The organism is Buttiauxella selenatireducens (assembly GCF_031432975.1).
Taxonomy (GTDB): Bacteria; Pseudomonadota; Gammaproteobacteria; order Enterobacterales; family Enterobacteriaceae; genus Buttiauxella; species Buttiauxella selenatireducens.
The window spans coordinates 320,626-341,742 of sequence record NZ_CP133838.1 but is presented as its reverse complement, the minus strand read 5'-3'; the positions used below and the strand labels follow the sequence as shown (position 1 = coordinate 341,742).

Here is a 21,117-nt window from a genome sequence, read left to right as displayed (position 1 = left end):
GCGATATAAAACAGCACTAATATTTATCAAATGCGTAACACTTGAAATATCCAGACAACATTAACAGAGAAAAAATAATAACTTTATCAATTTAAAATAAACACAACTCATTGTTATTATTAATTTTTATATAAAAACCCTCTTTCAAAACCCTCCCATAAAATAAACTTCTGTTTCCAGTGAAATAAGCCACACCCTCTTATTCATCACAAAAATATTTATTGAAGACAGAAACCATTCTCATTATCATTGATTTGTTCGTTAATTCTCCTCCATCCAAAGAAAATTCTTGTTAGCGTTTCTCGTTAGCGCAATTAAAGAGCCCAGCTCTAAGTAGGTCCTATGCGATTCTTGCCAAGTAGCTCGTGGAAAATTATCGGCTTTGCCAACGAAATCAGCCCTTCATATCGCCAGAAATTATTATCACTCGGTATGTTGCCAGGCTCGTCCTTTAACGTTGTACGTGTCGCGCCTTTAGGCGATCCCATTCATATCGAAACGCGTCGCGTCAGTTTGGTATTGCGCAAAAAAGATCTCGAACTGCTGCAAGTTGAAGCCATTGCCTGACTGGCGGGGTGAGCGCTCGCGCTCGTTGCTATTTTCTTTAAGTTCACGAATAAAATGAAAAAATTAACTATCGGCTTAATCGGTAACCCTAACTCCGGGAAAACCACGTTATTCAACCAGCTCACAGGCTCACGCCAACGAGTGGGTAACTGGGCGGGCGTTACTGTTGAACGTAAAGAAGGTCAGTTTTCAACGCTTGCACATCAAGTCACGCTGGTCGACTTGCCGGGCACCTACTCGCTGACCACCATCTCATCGCAGACATCGCTCGATGAACAAATCGCCTGCCACTACATTCTGAGCGGTGAAGCAGACTTGCTGATAAACGTGGTCGATGCATCGAACCTCGAGCGCAATCTGTATTTAACGCTGCAACTTCTCGAGCTGGGTATTCCATGCGTGGTCGCGCTCAACATGCTCGACATTGCCGAGAAACAAAACATTCGTATTGATATCGATGCGCTTGCAGCACGCCTTGGTTGCCCGGTGGTTCCATTAGTATCGACTCGTGGCCGTGGCATGGAAGGCCTGAAGCTGGCAATTGACCGCCGTCAGCCTAATGCACATACCGACTTAGTCCTTTACCCACCGAAATTACTTGAAAACGCCCGGACACTGGCAGCAGAAATGCCAGAGGATATGCCTGCGCAGCAACGCCAATGGCTGGCCCTGCAAATGCTTGAAGGCGATATCTATAGCCGTGAATATGCCGGTCAAGCCGCTGAAAAGCTGGATGCCATTCGCACCCAACTGACTGAAGAAAATGAAGATCCGGCACTCCTGATTGCCGATGCGCGTTATCAAACCATCGCCGCCATCTGCGATTCCATCAGCAACAGTCTGACCGCCGAACCGCATCGCCTCACCGCAATGATGGATAAAATTATCCTGAACCGCTTCCTCGGCTTGCCTGTCTTCCTGCTGGTGATGTATCTGATGTTCTTGCTGGCGATTAACATCGGCGGCGCGTTGCAGCCGATTTTCGACGGCGGTTCTGCGGCTATCTTTATCCACGGCATTCAGTGGATAGGTGCAACATTGCACTTCCCAGGTTGGCTGACAATTTTCCTCGCGCAGGGTATCGGTGGCGGTATCAACACCGTGCTGCCGTTGGTGCCGCAAATCGGCATGATGTATCTGTTCCTCTCCTTCCTTGAGGACTCCGGTTACATGGCGCGCGCGGCATTTGTTATGGACCGCCTGATGCAGTCGCTCGGCTTACCGGGCAAATCCTTCGTTCCGTTGATTGTCGGCTTCGGCTGTAACGTCCCTTCGGTAATGGGTGCGCGTACGCTGGACGCACCACGTGAACGCCTGATGACCATCATGATGGCGCCGTTTATGTCATGCGGTGCACGTCTGGCTATTTTTGCGGTGTTTGCTGCGGCCTTCTTCGGTCAGCAGGGGGCGTTGGTCGTCTTCTCGCTCTACATTCTTGGCATTGTGATGGCGATTCTTACCGGTCTGATGCTCAAACACACCATCATGCGCGGTGAAGCCACGCCGTTTGTCATGGAACTCCCGGTGTATCACGTCCCACACCTGAAAAGCTTGTTGCTGCAAACCTGGCAACGCCTGAAAGGCTTCGTGCTGCGTGCCGGTAAAGTGATCGTCATCGTCAGTATTTTCATCGGTGCGCTGAATAGCTTCTCGTTTAGCGGCAAAGAAGTGGACAACATTAACGACTCTGCGCTGGCGTCGGTTAGCCGCGTACTCACCCCGCTGTTGAAGCCGATTGGTGTGCATGAAGACAACTGGCAGGCGACCGTTGGCCTGTTCACTGGAGCAATGGCGAAAGAAGTGGTGGTTGGCACACTCAACACCCTCTACACCGCAGAAGATATGCATGAAGAACCGTTTGATGCCGCCAGTTTCAGCCTGACAGATGAGTTAGGTGCCGCCGCCGGAGAAACCTGGCAGAGTCTGAAAGACACCTTTAGCCTGAGCGTGCTGGCCAACCCAATCGAAGCCAGTAAAGGCGACGGCGAAATGGCAAGCGGAGCAATGGGCGTCATGAGCAGCAAATTTGGCAGCGCAGCAGCGGCTTACAGCTACCTGATTTTCGTTCTGCTCTACATCCCATGTATTTCCGTAATGGGCGCAGTGGCACGTGAATCGAGCCGTGGTTGGATGATGTTCTCCGTACTTTGGGGGCTGAATATTGCTTACTCGCTTTCTACGCTTTACTACCAGAGCGTGACGTTTAGTGCGCATCCGCAATACAGTCTGGTCTGTATTCTCGCGGTGGTATTGTTCAATGTGCTGTTGATAGGTGGTTTGCGCCGGGCGCGTAGCCGTGTGGATGTTAGCCTGATGACGACGCGTAAAACTGTCGAAGCCGCGTGCTGTAAAAGCACCACGGGCGATTGTCACTAAGGGGATATCATGGCGAGTTTAATTGAGATTCGTGATGCACTTGCGCTGCAAGGCCGTCTGGATGCGACGCAAATTAGCCAACAGCTCTCCACACCGTTGCCGCTGGTTAACGCGATGCTGAGTCGTCTTGAAGCGATGGGCAAAGCCATGCGCATCACCGAAGACCCAAACGACTGCCTGACGGGAAGCTGTAAAAGCTGCCCGGAAAGTAAAAAATGTATTCGCGAAGTCTGGGCGCTACGAGCCTGAAATGAATGAGAAAGGGCAGGATGTGAATCCTGCCCTTTTTATTTAATCTTCAAGACGCTTTTGAAAATCTTCCAGCACCTGGCAAACATCCTGCGGATGCGAAATAAACGGCGCATGGGCGGCTTTAGGGAAAACCACCGCTTCACTTTGTGGCCAAAGCTCATCCAACAAGCCCGCGACTTTTCGGGGCACCAACCCATCAAGATGCCCATACAAGCGTAAAAACGGCAGTGTTAGCTGGCTGAGCGGCTGGCGTAAATCCGCCGTTTTCAGGATCTCCAGGCCACCGTTTAGCACCTCAACACTTGGCATTGGCTGCTCGAGAACCACAGCTTTCAGGCGGCGAGCATCCTGCCGTGCGGTTTCTGTACCCAGCGTTTGTAACGCCAAAAAACGCTCCACGGTACGCTGAAAATCATCACTCAATTGCTGTTGGAAACCCGCCAGAATTTCAGGTTTGATGCCCGGCCAATCACCCTGAGCAGTGAAGCAAGGCGAGGATGCAATGGTCACCAGTCCTCTCACGCGTTGCGGATGAGTTAACGCAATCTGGCTTGCCACCAGCCCGCCCAAACTCCAGCCAAGCAAAATTGCCCGTTCCGGCGCGTGTGCCAATACCGTCTCGGCCATTTCCTCAAGTGTCAGCGCACCAAAATCCTGGCTGCGACCGTAACCGGGTAAGTCGACAAGATGAAGGCGAAAATGCGAGCTTAATTCCTCGCAAATGCAATGCCACACTTCCGCGTTCAATCCCCATCCGTGCAGCAGCACAAGATCGTCTTTTCCTTCACCTTTTGTCTGCCACCAAAGCTTACTCATCAGTTACTGTTCTCATTTTGTTCAGCAAGGAGGCGAATATGCTAACAATCCCAGGGCTATGTTGGCTATGCCAGATGCCACTTGCTTGTGCGCATTGGGGAGTTTGCTCGCGTTGTACTCAGGCATTACCCACGCCACCGCCCTGCTGTCCATGCTGCGGGCTGCCCTGCGCCAATACGCATTCGCCTTGCGGGCGTTGTGTGCAAAAGCCTCCAGAGTGGGATTCTCTTGTGTTCGTCACGGATTACAGCCCCCCGCTCAATCGGCTCGTCCAGCGATTCAAATTCAATGGCACCGTCGCACTGGCACCTGCTCTGGCGCGTTTAATGATGTTGCGTGGGCTTGAGGCAAAACGGACTCAAAGCGGGTGCAAACCTGATTGTATGGTCAGTGTTCCACTGCATTCACGCCGTGCCTGGCGTCGTGGTTTTAACCAAAGTGACCTACTGGCACACTTGCTGTCACGCTGGCTACAGTGTGACTATTTCCCAAAGGGGATTATTCGCATTCGGGCCGCGCAAACACAACATCAACTCACTGCCCGGCAGCGGCGCAACAATCTAAAAGGCGCTTTCAGGGTTGATTTTCCCGTGGCAGGCCGCCATATAATTATTGTGGATGATGTCGTCACGACGGGCAGTACGGTGGCGGAAATTGCGCGGTTGCTGAAAAAGCAGGGCGCGGCGACTATCCAGGTGTGGTGCCTTTGTCGAACCTTGTAGACCCTCGATGATGGGCGTATTATAACCGACTAAAATAGTCAACTATTGAGCAATCGTTATGATCCGTATTTCCGATACAGCACAATCCCACTTTGCCAAACTGTTGGCGGGTCAGGAAGAAGGGACGCAAATTCGCGTATTCGTCATTAATCCTGGTACTCCAAATGCGGAGTGCGGGGTTTCTTACTGTCCGCCGGATGCGGTAGAAGCATCAGATACTGCCCTTAAATTCGAGCAGTTAACCGCGTATGTGGATGAGTTAAGCGCACCTTATCTTGAAGATGCCGAAATTGATTTCGTTACCGACCAACTCGGTTCACAACTGACGCTGAAAGCGCCAAACGCCAAAATGCGTAAGGTTTCTGATGATGCGCCGTTAATGGAACGCGTTGAGTACATGCTGCAAGCCACGGTAAACCCACAGCTGGCAGGCCACGGCGGTCGTGTCACGCTGATGGAAATTACCGATGAAGGTTTTGCGATTCTGCAATTCGGCGGCGGCTGTAACGGCTGTTCAATGGTAGACGTGACCCTGAAAGAAGGCATCGAAAAACAACTGCTGGCAGAGTTCCCTGAACTGAAAGGTGTTCGTGATTTGACCGAGCACCAGCGTGGCGAGCACTCGTACTACTGATTTATTGTGCCCTGATTTATGTTGCCCTCACCCTAACCCTCTCCCCCAGGAGAGGGGACTGATCGAGTGTTTTCCCCTCTCCATTGGGATTGGTTTTCCCCCTCTCCTTTGGGAGAGGGTCGGGGTGAGGGGAACCAGAACTACTTCTTCTTGCGCCGCTTATCCAAATCCTTCAGCAACTTATTCACTTCGTCGTCTGCGAACATCTCCTCAAGCGAGGTCGATAACTTGCGCCGCCAGTTTTTATACTGATAGCTAGTCCCCGGAATATTCACAGGTTCCGCGATACCTAACCAATCCTCCGGTTGCAAACCCAACAGGGCGCTATTGCTATCAGCAATGTAGCGTTGCATCCCGCGATTTAGCGTGGCCGTCATCGCCATCAACGAGGCTTTATGGCCTGCGCGTTTTGGCAGACAGCCATATTCATGCAGACTATCCAGCAAACCTTGTTTGGCACGCTCGCGATCCTGATACAACTCAGTCAGCATCTCTTCATCAGGATACAGACCAAGGGTTTTACCCAACGTCAGATCGCCGCTTTCCCAGTAACCGCGCAACGTCGGCAAATCGTGAGTGGTGGCAACCGCCATGGATTGTTTCGGCCACGATTTCGGCGCGCGGAACTGTTTTTCCTGATCGTGCTCGAAATAGAGCACTTTGTACGAGTAAACCCCGCTGTCACGCAGCTTGCCGACGATCTCAACTGGCACCGTGCCGAGATCCTCACCGATAACCATGCAGTGATGGCGTTTACTTTCCAGCGCCAGTATCGACAGCAGATCGTCCACCGGATAATGCACGTATGCGCCTTTGTCTGCGGTTTCACCATAAGGTATCCACCACAAACGCAGCATCGACATAACGTGGTCAATACGCAGCGCACCACAGCTGGTCATATTGGAACGCAACAGTTCAATAAACGGCTGATACGCACGCGCGGTAATCACATGCGGGTCCATCGGTGGCAAACCCCAATTCTGGCCGAGCGGGCCAAGAATATCCGGCGGCGCACCCACGGAAGCTTTCAGGCAGTAAAGTTCGCGGTCACACCAGGTTTCCGATCCCCCTTCCGCCACGCCAACCGCTAAATCGCGATACAAGCCAATCGGCATTTTAAAGCTTTGGCTCGTTTGCCAGCACATCTCGAACTGGGCGTAAGCCAGGTATTGCAACCACAGATAGAAATTCACTTCATCACTGTGTTCGGTGCAGAACGCTTTGACTTCCGGGTTATGGGCGTCGCGGAAACCTTCCGGCCACACCGGCCAGCCCCAGCGCATTTGATCTTCTTTCACCTGATAAGCGTGCAGTGCGTCGAACGCCGCCTGGTAGTAGAGACTATCGCCGCCTTCTTGCACAAATTTCTGGAAGGCAACGACGTGCTCGTCCCGCGCGCCACGTAAAGAAAATTGCTTCCACGCCATGCGCAACGCAGCCATTTTCAGCACGGTAACGGTGGAATAATCGACCCACTGCGCATCTCGCGCCGCTTGCAACGTTGCCTGGGTGGTCGGCATTTTCCACCACGTCTGCGCTTCATCGCTAAGCAAGAAATCGTCAACCGCGTTGACGTCGATATAAATCACGTTCAACCAACGACGTGATGACGGGCTATACGGGCTGGCACTTTCTGGATTCGCAGGATACAGCGCATGAATAGGATTCAGGCCGATAAACGAGCCACCCCGTTTTGCCACATCCACCAGCATGCGTTGTAAATCACCGAAATCCCCAATGCCCCAGTTATGCGTCGACCGTAAGGTGTAAAGCTGAACACACGCTCCCCACAGTTTTTCATCCCGCATCAACGCGTCTGGTTCATAACAACGCTTTGGCGCGACAATCACGCGGCATTGCCAGTGGTGCTCATTCTGGCTGACTGTGAGATCGTGATAGCCTTCCGGCAGTGTTGCAGGCAGCAGCATCTTTTTGCCTGCCTGTGCATGCCCTTTATGCTGCTTGCCCTCTTCGGTGGTCAGATGCCAGGTGTATTCACCGTTTCCTTCCAGTACCGTCGCCATGCGAGTGCCAGAAGTAAACACCAGCACATTCGCCACGGGTGTTAATGCCACCTTTTTCAAGGTGACAGTACGGTTCATGGCTTCCAGCAAACGCTGCTTGGTATCCGCAGGAATCGCCTGCGGTTTGCCATGGGCGTTAATGTAGTTTGGGCTAATTCCCGCCTCCAGGGCGGCGTTATCAAGACGTTTGCTGTCCATGCGTTCCCTTAGCGTTTTGCCTGCCAGATACGTTGTTGATAATCACGAATAGAACGATCGGAGCTGAACATACCGCAACGAGCCGTATTCAGAATGGCGGCGCGCGTCCAGGCTTCCTGGTCGAGATACAGTGCATCTGCAAGTTTTTGCGCTTGGGCATACGCCGTGAAATCGGCCATCACTAAATACGGATCGCCGCCTTGTTTGCCGATGCTGTGCAGCATCTGGTCGAAGGCATGTTTATCGCCATCGCTATAAACCCCTTTTTCCAGCTCTTTAAGTACGGCATCCAGCACTTTGTCTTTCTTACGCCATTTCACTGGGTCATAGCCTTTGGCTTTGAGCGCTTTCACTTCTTCCACGGTATGGCCGAAGATAAAGATGTTTTGCTCACCAACTTTCTCGGCGATTTCGACGTTCGCCCCATCCAGCGTACCGACCGTCAGGGCTCCGTTGAGCGCCAGTTTCATGTTACCGGTGCCGGAGGCCTCTTTACCTGCGGTGGAGATTTGCTCGGAAATATCAGCCGCCGGAATCATCACCTCTGCCGCAGAGACACAGTAATCCGGCAGGAATACCACTTTCAGCTGGTCGCCAACGACCGGATCGTTGTTGATGGCATGCGCGACTTTGTTAATCGCAAAGATGATATTTTTTGCCAGGTAGTAGCCCGGTGCCGCTTTCGCGCCGAACAGATACACACGCGGCACGCGGGAAGCGGTCGGGTTTTCACGGATTTCTTTGTACTGCGCCAAAATGTGCAGCAGGTTCAGGTGCTGGCGTTTGTACTCGTGCAGGCGCTTGATCTGTACGTCAAACAACGCATCCGGGCTGATAACAATACCCGTACGGTGTTTGACAAAGGCAGCCAGCTTCACTTTGTTTTGATATTTGATGTCGCGGTATTCCTTACGGAATTTCGCATCATCAGCATACTTTTCCAGACCTTCGAGCACGTCCAGATTGTTTGCCCACTCTTTCTTGAGCTTTTTATCGAGCAGTGCCGCAAGTGCCGGGTTGCACTGTTTGATCCAGCGACGTGGCGTAATACCGTTGGTGACGTTATGGAATTTGTTCGGCCACAGTTGGTGATATTCCGGGAACAGATCTTTGACCACCAGATCGGAGTGCAGCGCTGCCACACCGTTTACCGCAAAACCACTGACCACACACATGTTCGCCATGCGAACTTGCTTGTTGTGAACCACAGCCAGTTTTGCCCACACGGCTTCGTCGCCAGGCCAGGTTTTATCCACCAGCTTCTTAAAGCGGGCATTAATTTCATTGATGATCTGCATATGGCGCGGCAGCAACGCTTTTACCAGTTTCTCGTCCCAGCACTCCAGCGCTTCAGGCATCAGTGTGTGGTTGGTGTAGGCGAAGGTTTTGCTGGTAATGGCCCAGGCGTCATCCCAACTCATCTGGTGCTCGTCGATAAGCACACGTAACAGCTCAGGAATGGCGATAGTCGGATGGGTATCGTTCAGTTGAATGACTTCGTAATCCGCCAGCTCTTTAAGCTTACGGCCCGCCAAATGGTGACGACGTAAGATATCGCCCACCGAACACGCGCACTGGAAATACTGCTGCATCAGGCGCAGTTTCTTGCCGTTCAGGTGGTTGTCGTTCGGGTAAAGCACTTTAGTCAGTTTTTCAGCGTCGATGCCCTGCTGCTCTGCTTTCAGGAAGTCGCCGTCATTGAATTTAGTTAAATCAAATGGATGAGCGTGTTTTGCCTGCCACAAACGGAGCGGTTGAGCGATGCCGTTACGGTAGCCAACAACCGGCAAATCCCAGGCTTCGCCGTGGAACACAAATGCAGGCTCCCAGCGAAGAGTCTTGCCATCTTTCACGACTTTGCCACCGACACCCACTTGCACGTCGAGTGCTGAATTGTGCTGGAACCACGGATAGCTGCCGCGATGCCAGTCATCAGGGGCTTCCATCTGCTGCCCATCTTTAAAGGACTGGCGGAACAAACCGTACTGGTAATTCAGGCCGTATCCAATCGCTGACTGGCCGACGGTTGCCATGGAATCCAGGAAGCACGCAGCAAGACGCCCCAACCCGCCATTACCCAATGCGGGATCGGTCTCCGCTTCCAGCAAATCGGTCAGGTTGATATCGAACGTTTTCAGTTCATCAGCGACGTCCTGATACCAGCCAAGGTTCAGCAAATTGTTACCCGTCAGACGACCAATCAAAAACTCCATTGAGATGTAGTTTACGTGGCGCTGATTTTTTTCAGGTTTAGCCGCAGGTTGAGCTGCCAGCAATTCGGCAAGCGCGCCACTGACAGCATGCCACCATTGGTGCGGGTTCATTTCGGAAGCTGAATGCAACCCATAACGCTGCCACTGACGTGTCAGTGCAGCCTGAAATTGTGCTTTATTGAAGGTCGTCTGTGACATAAGGGCTCGGTCCTGTGATGTTCTAATTTCATTACCCGCTAGTGTGCAGGGTGACCTGGGCTAATTCCTCCTCCTGAGTCGGATTAGGGAGGGAGGAGTAGTGGGGAGTAGGTAAAAATGTGATCGCCACCACTTAAAATGAGGCGCGGCTATCACAAACGCCCACCAGCACTGAGTTTTCACATCGGCAGCTGACATTTCATGAATGAATTCATCTAATCTATAGATTTGTGACCAGGAGCAACTTACCACGCCTCAAACCCTCAACAATCTTGCAATAACCCGCAAACTGGTCGACTTTGTAGTAAGTATTAATTACGAAGCGTAAAAAAATTCACAATCGTACATATTTCTTACACAGTGAAGTGGTAGACCATGCTGATCCCCTCCAAATTAAGTCGTCCAGTACGTCTGGAAAATACAGTGGTCCGCGACCGTCTGTTGAAGAAGTTATCAACGGCCAATAACTATCGAGTTGCACTGGTAACCAGCCCGGCGGGTTATGGAAAAACGACCCTGGTTTCTCAGTGGGCGGCGGGGAAAAATGAGTTAGGTTGGTATTCCCTTGATGAGGGTGATAACCAACAAGAACGTTTTGCCAGCTATTTGATAGCAGCCATCCAGCAGGCGACTTCTGGCCATTGCGTGACCAGCGAAGTCATGGTGCAAAAACGCCAATACTCGAGCTTAACCGCGCTGTTTGCCCAACTGTTTATCGAAATGGTGGAGTGGCATCGTCCCCTGTATTTGGTCATTGATGATTACCATCTCATTACCAACCCAGTGATTCATGAAGCGATGCGCTTTTTCATTCGCCATCAGCCAGAAAATCTGACGCTGCTCGTGATGTCGCGTAATTTGCCACAACTGGGTATCGCCAATTTACGCGTGCGCGACCAACTGCTGGAAATCGGCAGCCAACAACTCGCTTTTACACACCTTGAAGCGAAACAATTTTTCGACCATCGGCTCAATTCACCTCTCGAGAATACCGAGAGCAACAGCCTGTGTGATGATGTCGCCGGTTGGGCGACTGCGCTGCAACTCATCGCGCTTTCCGCACGCCAGAACAGTAACTCCTCAGCACAACACTCAGCACGGCGGCTTTCAGGCATCAACGCCAGCCATTTATCTGACTATCTGGCCGATGAAGTGCTGGATAATGTTGACGCACAAACGCGTAATTTCCTGCTGCGCAGCTCGATTCTGCGCTCGATGAATGACGCGCTAATTGTCCGTGTCACCGGCGAAGAAAACGGCCAGATGCGCCTTGAAGAGACCGAACGCCAGGGGCTATTTATTCAGCGCATGGATGACAGCGGCGAATGGTTCCGTTTTCACCCGTTGTTTGGCAATTTCTTACGCCAACGTTGCCAGTGGGAACTGGCGACCGAACTCCCGGAAATCCATCGTGCGGCAGCGGAAAGCTGGATGGCGCAGGGTTTCCCAAGCGAAGCTATTCACCACGCGCTGGCCGCAGGCGACGCAGCCCTGCTGCGCGATATCCTGCTCAATCACGCCTGGGCACTCTTTAACCACAGCGAATTAGCCCTGCTGGAAGAGTCATTAAAAGCATTGCCGTGGACCAGTTTGCTGGAGAATCCGAAGCTTGTATTACTGCAAGCCTGGCTGATGCAAAGCCAACATCGCTACAGTGAAGTCAACACACTGCTGGCCCGTGCTGAGCAGGAAATGAATGTCGTGATGGACGATACCATGCACGGCGAATTCAATGCGTTACGCGCTCAGGTTGCGATTAATGATGGCAACCCGGATGAGGCCGAACGGCTGGCAATGATCGCGCTCGATGTGCTGCCGCTGGCCAGTTTCTACAGCCGTATTGTCGCGACATCAGTGCATGGCGAAGTGCTGCATTGCAAAGGCGATCTCACCAAATCGCTTTCTGTGATGCAGCAAACTGAACAAATGGCGCGCCGCCATGACATGTGGCATTACGCACTATGGGGCTTATGCCAACAGAGCGAAATTTTACTGGCACAGGGTTTCCTCCAGTCAGCATGGGAAGCGCAACAGAAGGCCTTCACGCTGATTGAAGAGCAACACCTTGAGCAACTCCCGCTGCACGAATTTTTACTGCGTATTCGTGCGCAGTTGCTGTGGGCGTGGTCGCGGCTCGACGAAGCCGAAGCGACAACGCGCATGGGCCTGGAAGTGCTTTCCGGGTACCAGCCACAGCAGCAATTACAGTGCCTTGCGTTGTTAGTGCAATGTTCTCTGGCGCGCGGCGATCTGGATAACGCCCGTAATCATCTGAACCGTTTGGAAAACTTGCTAGGAAATGGTGCGTTCCACAGCGATTGGGTGTCCAACGCCGACAAAGTGCGCGTGATTTACTGGCAAATGACCGGTGATAAACAATCCGCCGCCAACTGGTTACGTCTGACACCGAAACCCGAGTTTGCCAATAATCACTTCCTGCAAGGCCAATGGCGTAATATCGCGCGAGCGCAGATTTTGCTAAGCGACTTTGAGCCAGCCGAAATGGTGTTGGAGGAGTTAAATGAGAATGCCCGCAGCCTGCGCTTGATGAGCGATCTCAACCGCAATCTGTTACTGCTCAACCAACTTTACTGGCAGGCTGGCCGCAAGAGTGATGCGCAACGCGTATTGTTGGAAGCGCTGGCACTGGCCAACCGCACCGGGTTTATCAGCCACTTTGTGATTGAGGGAGAAGCTATGGCGCAACAACTACGCCAGCTGATTCAACTCAACACGCTGCCGGAACTGGATCAGCATCGTGCGCAACGCATTTTGCGTGAGATTAACCAGCATCATCGCCATAAGTTCGCCCACTTCGATGAGAACTTTGTTAACCGTTTATTGACGCATCCTGAAGTGCCGGAGCTGATTCGCACCAGTCCATTGACGCAACGTGAATGGCAAGTGTTGGGGCTTATCTATTCGGGCTACAGCAATGAGCAAATCGCGGGTGAGCTGGATGTTGCGGCCACCACGATTAAAACGCACATTCGAAATTTGTATCAGAAGTTGGGTGTGACGCACCGCCAGGATGCGGTGCTACACGCACAGAAATTGCTGAAGATGATGGGGTACGGCGTTTAAGACTTTGCCCTCTCCCGTTCGGGAAAGGGCAATATATTCAAGATGCTAACGATAACTTCGCTTTACCGACACGCTTTCCCAGCCATTGGGCGACACGCACTTGCTGTTCTTTCGTCAACCACATTCCTAATTTGGTACGACGCCAGAGTGCATCATCCACACCACGTACCCACTCATGCTCAACCAGGTAGCGTAGCTCTGCTTCGTAAAACTCATGACCAAAGTCTTCGCCCAAATCACTGACGCTGGTCGCCCCCGCCAGAATCAAATCGCTGTTGCTGCCGTAAGTCCGTGAGAAACGACGCGCCAGGCTTTCGCTCAGGAAGGTGTAGCGGCGGCGCAATTGCGCGGCATAATCATCGCGATCGCCCTGAATATCGCCACCTGGCAAGGTGCAGCCTTTAGTCCAGGCTGGCCCCATTTTCGGGTAGTAGCCTTTCAGTTTATCCAACGCATGTTCTGCCAGCTTGCGGTAAGTCGTGAGCTTGCCACCAAACACGGACAGCAGAGGAGCATTGCCCTGGTCATCATGAATATCGAGCGTGTAATCACGGGTGATAGCCTGCGGTGAATCGGACTCATCATCACAGAGCGGACGGACACCCGAGTAGGTCCAGACGATATCGTCACGGCTCAGCGTCTTTTTAAAGTGCGCGTTGTAGGCTTCCAGCAGGTATTTAATTTCATTCTCATCAATGTGGACATCTTTCGGATCACCCTGATATTCCACATCGGTAGTACCAATAATTGAGAACTCATCCATCCACGGAATAACAAACACGATGCGCTTATCTTCGTTTTGCAGAATATAAGCCTGCTTCTGATTGTGTACGCGTGGCACCACAATGTGGCTGCCTTTGATCAGTCGGATGCCATATGGCGAAGGCAATTGCAGGCCATCGTCAAAGAAGTTTTTCACCCATGGTCCAGTAGCATTCACAAGACCACGCGCACGCCAGCTGAATGTTTCGCCGGTTACACTGTCTTGCGCTTCGACAGTCCATAAACCGTTTTCACGCCAGGCGCGCGTTGCGCGAGTGCGGGTTTTCACCTCGCCACCTTCACGCGTCACCATTTGCGCGTTCGCTAAGACCAGGCGCGCATCGTCAACCCAGCAGTCGGAATATTCGAAACCGCGCACAATAGACGATTTTAGAACGGAGTCTGCGCCAAAACGCAAACCGGTGGACGCAGGCAAACTGGTACGTTTACCGAGGTGGTCGTACATAAACAAACCGATGCGAATCATCCACGCCGGACGCAAATGGGGGCGATGTGGCAGACGAAAACGCATCGGGAAAGCAATGTGGGGAGCCATGTTCAGTAATACTTCGCGCTCGGCTAATGCTTCACTCACCAGGCGAAACTCGTAATGTTCAAGGTAGCGCAAGCCACCGTGGATCAATTTCGAGCTGTTAGAAGACGTGGTACTCGCCAGATCCTGAGCTTCAAGCATCAACACGGATAAACCACGGCCTGCGGCGTCAGCGGCGATACCTGCCCCATTTATTCCTCCGCCAATCACAATCAGATCTTTAGTTTCCATGTCACCCTCACACGCTTTCGTTAAAGTTCAAATATGTTCGTTATCGCTCATACTAGCAAGTCTACGCGCGCTTTGTAACGAAAAAAAAACATTTCTGCGTGATATGGATAACATAATGACGTTAATATCAGCGGGCAGAGGGCTGATTCCCTTAATATGGCACAGGCCAATTGAATAAAGTGACGAGCAAATCCATGGAAACTTTTGAGTGTATTGGTGTGGAAGAAGCGCACCAGAAGTTGCAGCAAAAAATGGCAGTATTGGTTGATATCCGCGACCCGCAGAGCTTTGCGATGGGCCATACGCCTGGCGCTTTCCATCTGACAAACGATCGTCTGGTGGCATTTATGCAGCAAACCGATTTTGACACGCCGGTGATGGTGATGTGCTATCACGGCAACAGCAGCAAAGGGGCTGCGCAGTATCTGCTGCAACAAGGCTACGACCATGTTTATAGCGTCGATGGCGGTTTTGACGCATGGCATCGCCATTTCCCTGCTGAAGTGGCACACGGCACCTTTTAATGGGTCAGGAAATCACGGTGTTGCAGGTATAATGCTCTTTTTGCTTAGAGCGGGTTAAACCTTATGATCATGATTACCTCGTTTGCCAACCCGCGAGTCGCGCAGGCATTTGTCGACTATATGGCGACGCAGGGCGTTATCCTCGCGATTCAACAACATGAACAGAGTGATATCTGGCTGGCAAATGACAGCCAGGAATCCCGTGTACGTGCCGAGCTCGAACAATTCCTTGCGAACCCTGGCGACCCACGTTATCTGGCGGCAAGCTGGAATACCGGCCACACCGACAGCGGCCTGCACTACCAGCGCTATCCTTTCCTCGCAACGATTCGGCAAAAAGCGGGCCCGTTCACGATGGTTATCATGGCGGCCTGTGTGCTGGTGTATTTAATGATGCAAGTTATCGGCGACCGGGCCGTTATGGTGTGGTTAGCCTGGCCGTATAAAGACAGCTTGCACTACGAGTTATGGCGCTATTTCAGCCACGCGTTAATGCACTTCTCGATTATGCATATCGCTTTCAACTTGTTGTGGTGGTGGTATCTCGGCGGTCCGTTAGAAAAGCGTCTCGGCAGCGGAAAACTGATCACCCTGACGTTGGTTTCTGCCCTTCTAAGCGGCTTCGTGCAGGCAAAATTCGGTGGCCCACTTTTCGGTGGTTTATCGGGCGTGGTTTACGCATTAATGGGTTATGTCTGGTTGCGTGGCGAACGTGACCCGGACAGTGGCATCTATATGCAGCGCGGCCTTTTAGCCTTTGCGGTTCTCTGGATTGTGATAGGATTTTTCGATGTCTTAGGAATGTCGATCGCCAACGCCGCTCACATTACCGGCCTGGTTGTTGGTCTTGCAATGGCGCTGGTTGATACTTTGCATGCGCGAAAACGAACATAGCATTTCAGGAGAATAAAACAGCGTGAAGCAAACACAACGTCATGATGCGATTGTCGAACTGGTTAAAAAACAGGGTTATGTCAGCACCGAAGAGTTAGTCGAAGAGTTTGCGGTTAGCCCACAAACGATTCGCCGCGATCTGAACGATCTGGCCGACCAGAACCTGATCATGCGCCATCACGGTGGTGCTGCATTACCGTCAAGTTCCGTGAATACACCGTGGCACGATCGTAAAGCCACGCAGACTGCGGAAAAAGAGCGCATCGCGCAGAAAGTTGCCAGCCAGATCCCGAACGGTGCCACGCTGTTTATTGATATCGGCACCACGCCGGAAGCGGTGGCGCATGCTCTGCTCAATCACAGTAATTTGCGTGTCGTGACCAACAACCTGAACGTGGCGAACACGCTCAAGGTGAAAGAGGATTTCCGCATTATTCTGGCGGGTGGCGAATTACGCAGCCGCGACGGTGGAATTATCGGCGAGGCGACACTCGATTTTATCTCGCAGTTCAGACTGGATTTCGGCATCCTGGGGATCAGCGGCATCGACGGTGACGGCTCATTACTGGAGTTTGATTACCACGAAGTACGCACCAAACGCGCGATTATTGAAAACTCACGCTGTGTGATGCTGGTTGTCGATCACTCTAAATTTGGCCGCAATGCGATGGTGAATCTGGGCAGCATTGCTCTGGTGGATGCGGTCTATACCGATATCATTCCGCCAGCAGGTGTGATGCAGGTGATTGCAGAGAATAATGTGCAGCTAGAGTTGTGCTGATTTTTGCGTGAAACAACCCTCACCCCGGCCCTCTCCCTGATGGAGAGGGGGAAAACCTGTCCAGTTCCTTCTCCTGACGGAGAGGGGGAAAACCTGTCCAGTTCCTTCTCCTGACGGAGAGGGGGAAAACCTGTCCAGTTCCTTCTCCTGACGGTGATGGAGAAAACCATACAGTTCCCTCTCCTGACGGTGATGGAGAAAACCATACAGTTCCTTCTCCTGACGGTGATGGAGAAAACCATACAGTTCCCTCTCCTTCAAGGAGAGGGTTAGGGTGAGGATGGTTTCAGAACTTACAACCTCACCGGCTTAATATGCCAAATCTCATCGGCGTATTCCTGAATCGTCCTGTCAGACGAGAAGTAACCCATATTGGCGATATTATGCATGGCGCGAATCGTCCACTCTTCTGGCTGGCGATACAGTTCGTCGACCTTATCCTGGCAATCCACATAACTGCGATAATCCGCCAGCACCTGATAGTGGTCACCAAAGTTAATCAATGAATCAAGCAGGTCACGATAACGTGTTGGCTCCCCAGGGCTGAACGTTCCGGTGCCAATTTGTGTCAGCACCTGATGCAATTCCTCATCACTTTCATAATATTCCCGTGGCTTATAGCCTTTGCGCCGCAACGCTTCGACCTCGTCCGCCGTATTACCAAAGATGAAGATATTCTCAGCCCCAACGTGCTCCAGCATTTCAACGTTTGCCCCGTCCAGCGTACCGATGGTTAGTGCGCCGTTAAGGCCAAACTTCATGTTACTGGTACCGGACGCTTCGGTTCCCGCTAACGAAATTTGCTCAGAAAGATCCGCTGCCGGGATAATGATCTGCGCAAGACTGACGCTGTAGTTCGGGATGAAGACCACTTTCAAACGATCTTTCATTACCGGATCGTTGTTGATCACCGCCGCCACATCATTGATGAGATGAATGATGTGTTTCGCCATGTAGTACGCCGACGCCGCTTTACCCGCGAAGATGTTCACACGCGGCACCCAATCGGCTGTCGGGTCGGCCTTAATGCGGTTATAGCGCGTAATCACATGCAGCACATTCATCAGTTGGCGTTTGTACTCGTGAATACGTTTGATCTGTACATCAAACAACGCATTCGGGTTCACCACCACATTCAGATGCTGACCGATGTAGCTGGCCAGGCGCTTCTTGTTAGCCAGCTTCGCCTTACGCACATCCTGATTCACCGTAGGGTAATCGATGTGCTGCTTCAGTTCGTTTAACTGGCTGAGATCGGTACGCCAGGTGCGACCAATATTCTCATCCAGCACATCAGAAAGAGGTGGATTCGCCAGCGCCAGCCAGCGACGTGGAGTCACACCATTGGTTTTATTGCAAAAGCGCATCGGGAAGATAGCGGCAAAATCGGCAAATAACGACTGCACCATCAGGTTGGAGTGCAACTCCGAAACGCCGTTTACTTTATGGCTGGCCACAACCGCAAGCCACGCCATACGGACTTTTCGACCGTTGGATTCATCAATAATCGAAGTGCGCCCCAGCAAAGCGGTATCGTTCGGATACTGCTCCTGCAAGGTCTTGAGGAAATAGTCGTTAATCTCAAAGATTATCTGCAAATGACGCGGCAGTATTTTACCCAGCATATCCACAGGCCAGGTTTCCAGCGCTTCGCTCATCAGCGTGTGGTTGGTATACGAAAAGACCTGGCAGGTCACTTCGAAGGCATCTTCCCAACTAAATTTATGCTCGTCGATTAACAGGTGCATCAGCTCAGGAATCGCTAACACAGGGTGCGTATCATTGAGATGGATGGCGATTTTATCCGCCAGATTGTCATAGGTTTTATGCAGCTGATAATGGCGGCTAAGAATGTCCTGTACGGTTGAGGACACCAGGAAATACTCCTGACGCAAACGCAGCTCTCGGCCTGAATAGGTCGAGTCATCCGGATACAGTACCCGTGATACGTTTTCTGAATGGTTCTTATCTTCTACCGCCGCGAAATAGTCGCCCTGGTTAAATTTACCCAGGTTAATTTCGCTACTCGCCTGGGCATTCCACAAGCGCAGTGTGTTAGTGGCATCGGTATCGTAACCTGGGATTATCTGGTCATACGCTACGGCCAAAATCTCTTCGGTTTCTACCCAACGGAATTTTTTAGCTTCCATTTGCACGCGCCCGCCAAAGCGAACTTTATAGCGCGTATTGTGGCGCTTGAACTCCCACGGGTTACCGTACTCGAGCCAGTAATCCGGGGACTCTTTCTGACGGCCATCAACAATGTTTTGTTTAAACATGCCGTAGTCGTAACGAATGCCGTAACCACGACCCGGCAAACCGAGTGTCGCTAATGAATCGAGGAAACAGGCGGCGAGACGACCTAGCCCGCCATTGCCGAGGCCGGGGTCGTTCTCTTCGTCAATCAACTCTTCAAGATCCAGCCCCATCTCTTCCAGCGCGTTTTTGACATCTTCATAAATACCTAAGGAAAGCAGCGCGTTAGATAGTGTGCGACCAATCAAAAACTCCATCGACAGGTAATAAACCTGACGAACTTCCTGGGAAAGCTGAGCTCGGTTGGAGCGCAACCAGCGCTCAACCAACCTGTCACGAACCGCAAATAATGTGGCGTTCAGCCATTCATGCTTGTTTGCTATCGCGGGGTCCTTCCCAACCGTGAACATCAGCTTATAGGCTATTGAGTGCTTTAAAGCCTCAATACTCAGCGTGGGTGATGCATAAGAAAAGGGTGCGTTCATATCAGTGATTCCTGGTGGATGGCTACAGCAAACGTTGGTACAGATCGCGGTAGGAATGCGCCGCCACCTGCCAGCTAAAATCCATGCCCATCGCCTGACGTTGCACAAATCTCCACAACGACGGGCGGGACCACAACACGAAGGCACGCCTAATCGCTCTTAGCAGCGACCAGGCATTACTGTCCTCGAACACAAATCCACTGGCGATACCGTCAGCCAGGTTTTCCAGCGAACTATCAGAAACCGTATCTGCAAGCCCGCCCGTACGCCGCACCAGCGGCAAAGTGCCATACTTCAGGCCATACAATTGCGTTAGACCACACGGTTCAAAACGGCTTGGCACCAGTATCACATCAGCCCCGCCCATAATCCGATGCGAGAACGCTTCGTGATAACCGATTTGAACGCCCACTTGCCCTGGATGCTCTGCAGCAGCCGCAAGGAAACCTTCTTGCATCACCGGGTCACCCGCCCCCAGTAACGCCAATTGCCCGCCTTGCTCGAGTAAACCCGGCAACGCCTCCAGCACTAAATCCAAACCTTTCTGGCTGGTTAAACGGCTCACCACCGCAAACAGCGGTGCTTTGTCGTTCACTTTTAGCCCCATTGCCACCTGCAACTGGCGTTTGTTCTCCGCCTTTTCTTCCAGAGTGTCGCGGGTGTAGCGAGACGCCAGAAGTACGTCGTGCGCTGGGTCCCAAATTTTTTCGTCCACCCCGTTGAGGATGCCGGACAACCGCCCCTCACGATGGCGCTGACGTAAAAGCCCTTCCATGCCGTACGCAAATTGCGGTTCGGTTATCTCTCGAGCGTAGGTCGGGCTGACCGCCGTAATATGATCAGCATAATAAAGACCCGCTTTCAAGTACGAAATTTGACCATTAAACTCCAGGCCGTTCATATCGTAGAACGACCACGGCAGTTCAATTTCACTCATATGATGGGCGTAAAACATCCCCTGATAGGCCAGGTTATGCACGGTAAATACCGACTTTGCCGGACGCCCACGCGCTTCCAGATAGGCTGGCACCAGGCCCGCATGCCAGTCATGTGCATGCACAATATCCGGATGCCAGAAGGGATCCAGGCCACATGCCATCTCGGCACCGACCCATCCTAAAAGGGCAAATCGGAGCACGTTGTCGACGTAAGCGAACTGATTGGTATCGTGATACGGGCTGCCTGGGCGGTCATATAAATGCGGAGCGTCAATGAGGTAAATCCCCACGCCGTTGAAGTGGCCATATAACAAAGTCATATGACCCGCGAAGGTGTCACGGTGTGCAACAACCTGCGCATCAACGATGCCACGACGGATGTCAGGGAAAGCGGGCAGCAAGACTCGCGTCTCAACGCCACCTGCGATTTGTGCTGCTGGTAGCGCACCAATCACATCCGCCAGGCCACCCGTTTTCAGCAGTGGAAAAATTTCAGAACATACATGTAAGACCTGCATTATCGCTCCCGTATGGAAAGTCGTGGCGCTCTATTTAATTAAAATTCAGGCACGCCAAACGATAAAAATACTACGCGCAGCACACGCCACG

The 21,117-nt window shown here is 52.0% G+C and carries 15 protein-coding genes; 9 read left to right on the top strand and 6 right to left on the bottom strand.

Going from position 1 to position 21,117, the window contains the following annotated elements; all coding sequences use genetic code 11:
* The first annotated feature begins 342 nt into the window (after positions 1-342).
* From feoA to feoC, 3 genes are read left to right on the top strand one after another with little or no spacing between them, the layout of a single operon-like run.
* Positions 343-567 (top strand): ferrous iron transporter A, encoded by a 225-nt coding sequence (gene feoA, locus RHD99_RS01485; protein WP_309877249.1) that lies wholly within the window; start codon positions 343-345, stop codon positions 565-567.
* 54 nt (positions 568-621) lie between these two features.
* Complete coding sequence (feoB, locus tag RHD99_RS01480) at positions 622-2,943, top strand: Fe(2+) transporter permease subunit FeoB (RefSeq protein WP_309877248.1); 2,322 nt, start codon at positions 622-624, stop codon at positions 2,941-2,943.
* A gap of 9 nt (positions 2,944-2,952) precedes the next feature.
* The gene (gene feoC, locus RHD99_RS01475; protein ID WP_309877247.1) at positions 2,953-3,192 is read left to right on the top strand and encodes a [Fe-S]-dependent transcriptional repressor FeoC; all 240 of its coding nucleotides are present in this window, start codon (positions 2,953-2,955) and stop codon (positions 3,190-3,192) included.
* Between the two features lie 42 nt (positions 3,193-3,234).
* Here feoC and bioH read toward each other — a convergent pair whose 3' ends face one another.
* Positions 3,235-4,011: a pimeloyl-ACP methyl ester esterase BioH gene (gene bioH / locus RHD99_RS01470; RefSeq protein WP_309877246.1), complete on the bottom strand. Its 777-nt coding sequence runs from the start codon at positions 4,009-4,011 to the stop codon at positions 3,235-3,237.
* 38 nt (positions 4,012-4,049) lie between these two features.
* Between bioH and gntX the strand changes: the two genes are divergently transcribed.
* Positions 4,050-4,733 carry a DNA utilization protein GntX gene (gntX, locus tag RHD99_RS01465; RefSeq protein WP_309877245.1) on the top strand — a complete coding sequence of 228 codons (684 nt, stop codon included), beginning with the start codon at positions 4,050-4,052 and terminating at the stop codon, positions 4,731-4,733.
* Between the two features lie 58 nt (positions 4,734-4,791).
* The gene (gene nfuA, locus RHD99_RS01460) at positions 4,792-5,367 is read left to right on the top strand and encodes a Fe-S biogenesis protein NfuA (RefSeq protein ID WP_034460317.1); all 576 of its coding nucleotides are present in this window, start codon (positions 4,792-4,794) and stop codon (positions 5,365-5,367) included.
* A gap of 140 nt (positions 5,368-5,507) precedes the next feature.
* Here nfuA and malQ read toward each other — a convergent pair whose 3' ends face one another.
* Positions 5,508-7,589 (bottom strand): 4-alpha-glucanotransferase, encoded by a 2,082-nt coding sequence (malQ, locus tag RHD99_RS01455; RefSeq protein WP_309877244.1) that lies wholly within the window; start codon positions 7,587-7,589, stop codon positions 5,508-5,510.
* An 8-nt stretch (positions 7,590-7,597) separates the two neighbouring features.
* Positions 7,598-10,000: a maltodextrin phosphorylase gene (malP, locus tag RHD99_RS01450; protein ID WP_309877243.1), complete on the bottom strand. Its 2,403-nt coding sequence runs from the start codon at positions 9,998-10,000 to the stop codon at positions 7,598-7,600.
* A gap of 375 nt (positions 10,001-10,375) precedes the next feature.
* On the opposite strand from malP, the gene malT reads away from it, so the two are divergent.
* A complete protein-coding gene (gene malT, locus RHD99_RS01445; protein ID WP_309877242.1) occupies positions 10,376-13,084 on the top strand; it encodes an HTH-type transcriptional regulator MalT in 2,709 nt (902 codons plus the stop codon).
* Positions 13,085-13,121: 37 nt separating this feature from the next.
* On the opposite strand, the gene glpD is transcribed toward malT, so the two are convergent.
* Positions 13,122-14,630 (bottom strand): glycerol-3-phosphate dehydrogenase, encoded by a 1,509-nt coding sequence (gene glpD, locus RHD99_RS01440; protein WP_309877241.1) that lies wholly within the window; start codon positions 14,628-14,630, stop codon positions 13,122-13,124.
* Positions 14,631-14,824: 194 nt separating this feature from the next.
* Between glpD and glpE the strand changes: the two genes are divergently transcribed.
* The 3 genes from glpE to RHD99_RS01425 all read left to right on the top strand — a co-directional run bounded on the left by glpE (position 14,825) and on the right by RHD99_RS01425 (position 16,829).
* A complete protein-coding gene (glpE, locus tag RHD99_RS01435) occupies positions 14,825-15,154 on the top strand; it encodes a thiosulfate sulfurtransferase GlpE (RefSeq protein WP_309877240.1) in 330 nt (109 codons plus the stop codon).
* 63 nt (positions 15,155-15,217) lie between these two features.
* Positions 15,218-16,048: a rhomboid family intramembrane serine protease GlpG gene (gene glpG / locus RHD99_RS01430; RefSeq protein WP_183272286.1), complete on the top strand. Its 831-nt coding sequence runs from the start codon at positions 15,218-15,220 to the stop codon at positions 16,046-16,048.
* A gap of 22 nt (positions 16,049-16,070) precedes the next feature.
* The gene (locus RHD99_RS01425; protein ID WP_183272285.1) at positions 16,071-16,829 is read left to right on the top strand and encodes a DeoR/GlpR family transcriptional regulator; all 759 of its coding nucleotides are present in this window, start codon (positions 16,071-16,073) and stop codon (positions 16,827-16,829) included.
* Between the two features lie 293 nt (positions 16,830-17,122).
* On the opposite strand, the gene glgP is transcribed toward RHD99_RS01425, so the two are convergent.
* Together glgP and glgA are read right to left on the bottom strand one after the other, a co-directional pair.
* The gene (gene glgP / locus RHD99_RS01420; RefSeq protein WP_309877239.1) at positions 17,123-19,570 is read right to left on the bottom strand and encodes a glycogen phosphorylase; all 2,448 of its coding nucleotides are present in this window, start codon (positions 19,568-19,570) and stop codon (positions 17,123-17,125) included.
* Between the two features lie 22 nt (positions 19,571-19,592).
* Entirely contained in the window at positions 19,593-21,026 is a 1,434-nt protein-coding gene (gene glgA / locus RHD99_RS01415) for a glycogen synthase GlgA (protein ID WP_270142344.1), read from the bottom strand.
* Positions 21,027-21,117 lie beyond the last annotated feature (91 nt).

Excerpts from the sequence above, each read along its gene's own strand:
- glpG (WP_183272286.1), top strand. The coding sequence starts at position 15,218 with ATGATCATGATTACCTCGTTTGCCAACCCGCGAGTCGCGCAGGCATTT.
- malT (WP_309877242.1), top strand. The coding sequence starts at position 10,376 with ATGCTGATCCCCTCCAAATTAAGTCGTCCAGTACGTCTGGAAAATACA.
- gntX (WP_309877245.1), top strand. The coding sequence starts at position 4,050 with ATGCTAACAATCCCAGGGCTATGTTGGCTATGCCAGATGCCACTTGCT.
- bioH (WP_309877246.1), bottom strand. The coding sequence starts at position 4,011 with ATGAGTAAGCTTTGGTGGCAGACAAAAGGTGAAGGAAAAGACGATCTT.
- nfuA (WP_034460317.1), top strand. The coding sequence starts at position 4,792 with ATGATCCGTATTTCCGATACAGCACAATCCCACTTTGCCAAACTGTTG.
- glpD (WP_309877241.1), bottom strand. The coding sequence starts at position 14,630 with ATGGAAACTAAAGATCTGATTGTGATTGGCGGAGGAATAAATGGGGCA.
- malP (WP_309877243.1), bottom strand. The coding sequence starts at position 10,000 with ATGTCACAGACGACCTTCAATAAAGCACAATTTCAGGCTGCACTGACA.
- glgA (WP_270142344.1), bottom strand. The coding sequence starts at position 21,026 with ATGCAGGTCTTACATGTATGTTCTGAAATTTTTCCACTGCTGAAAACG.
- glgP (WP_309877239.1), bottom strand. The coding sequence starts at position 19,570 with ATGAACGCACCCTTTTCTTATGCATCACCCACGCTGAGTATTGAGGCT.
- feoA (WP_309877249.1), top strand. The coding sequence starts at position 343 with ATGCGATTCTTGCCAAGTAGCTCGTGGAAAATTATCGGCTTTGCCAAC.
- malQ (WP_309877244.1), bottom strand. The coding sequence starts at position 7,589 with ATGGACAGCAAACGTCTTGATAACGCCGCCCTGGAGGCGGGAATTAGC.
- glpE (WP_309877240.1), top strand. The coding sequence starts at position 14,825 with ATGGAAACTTTTGAGTGTATTGGTGTGGAAGAAGCGCACCAGAAGTTG.
- feoC (WP_309877247.1), top strand. The coding sequence starts at position 2,953 with ATGGCGAGTTTAATTGAGATTCGTGATGCACTTGCGCTGCAAGGCCGT.
- feoB (WP_309877248.1), top strand. The coding sequence starts at position 622 with ATGAAAAAATTAACTATCGGCTTAATCGGTAACCCTAACTCCGGGAAA.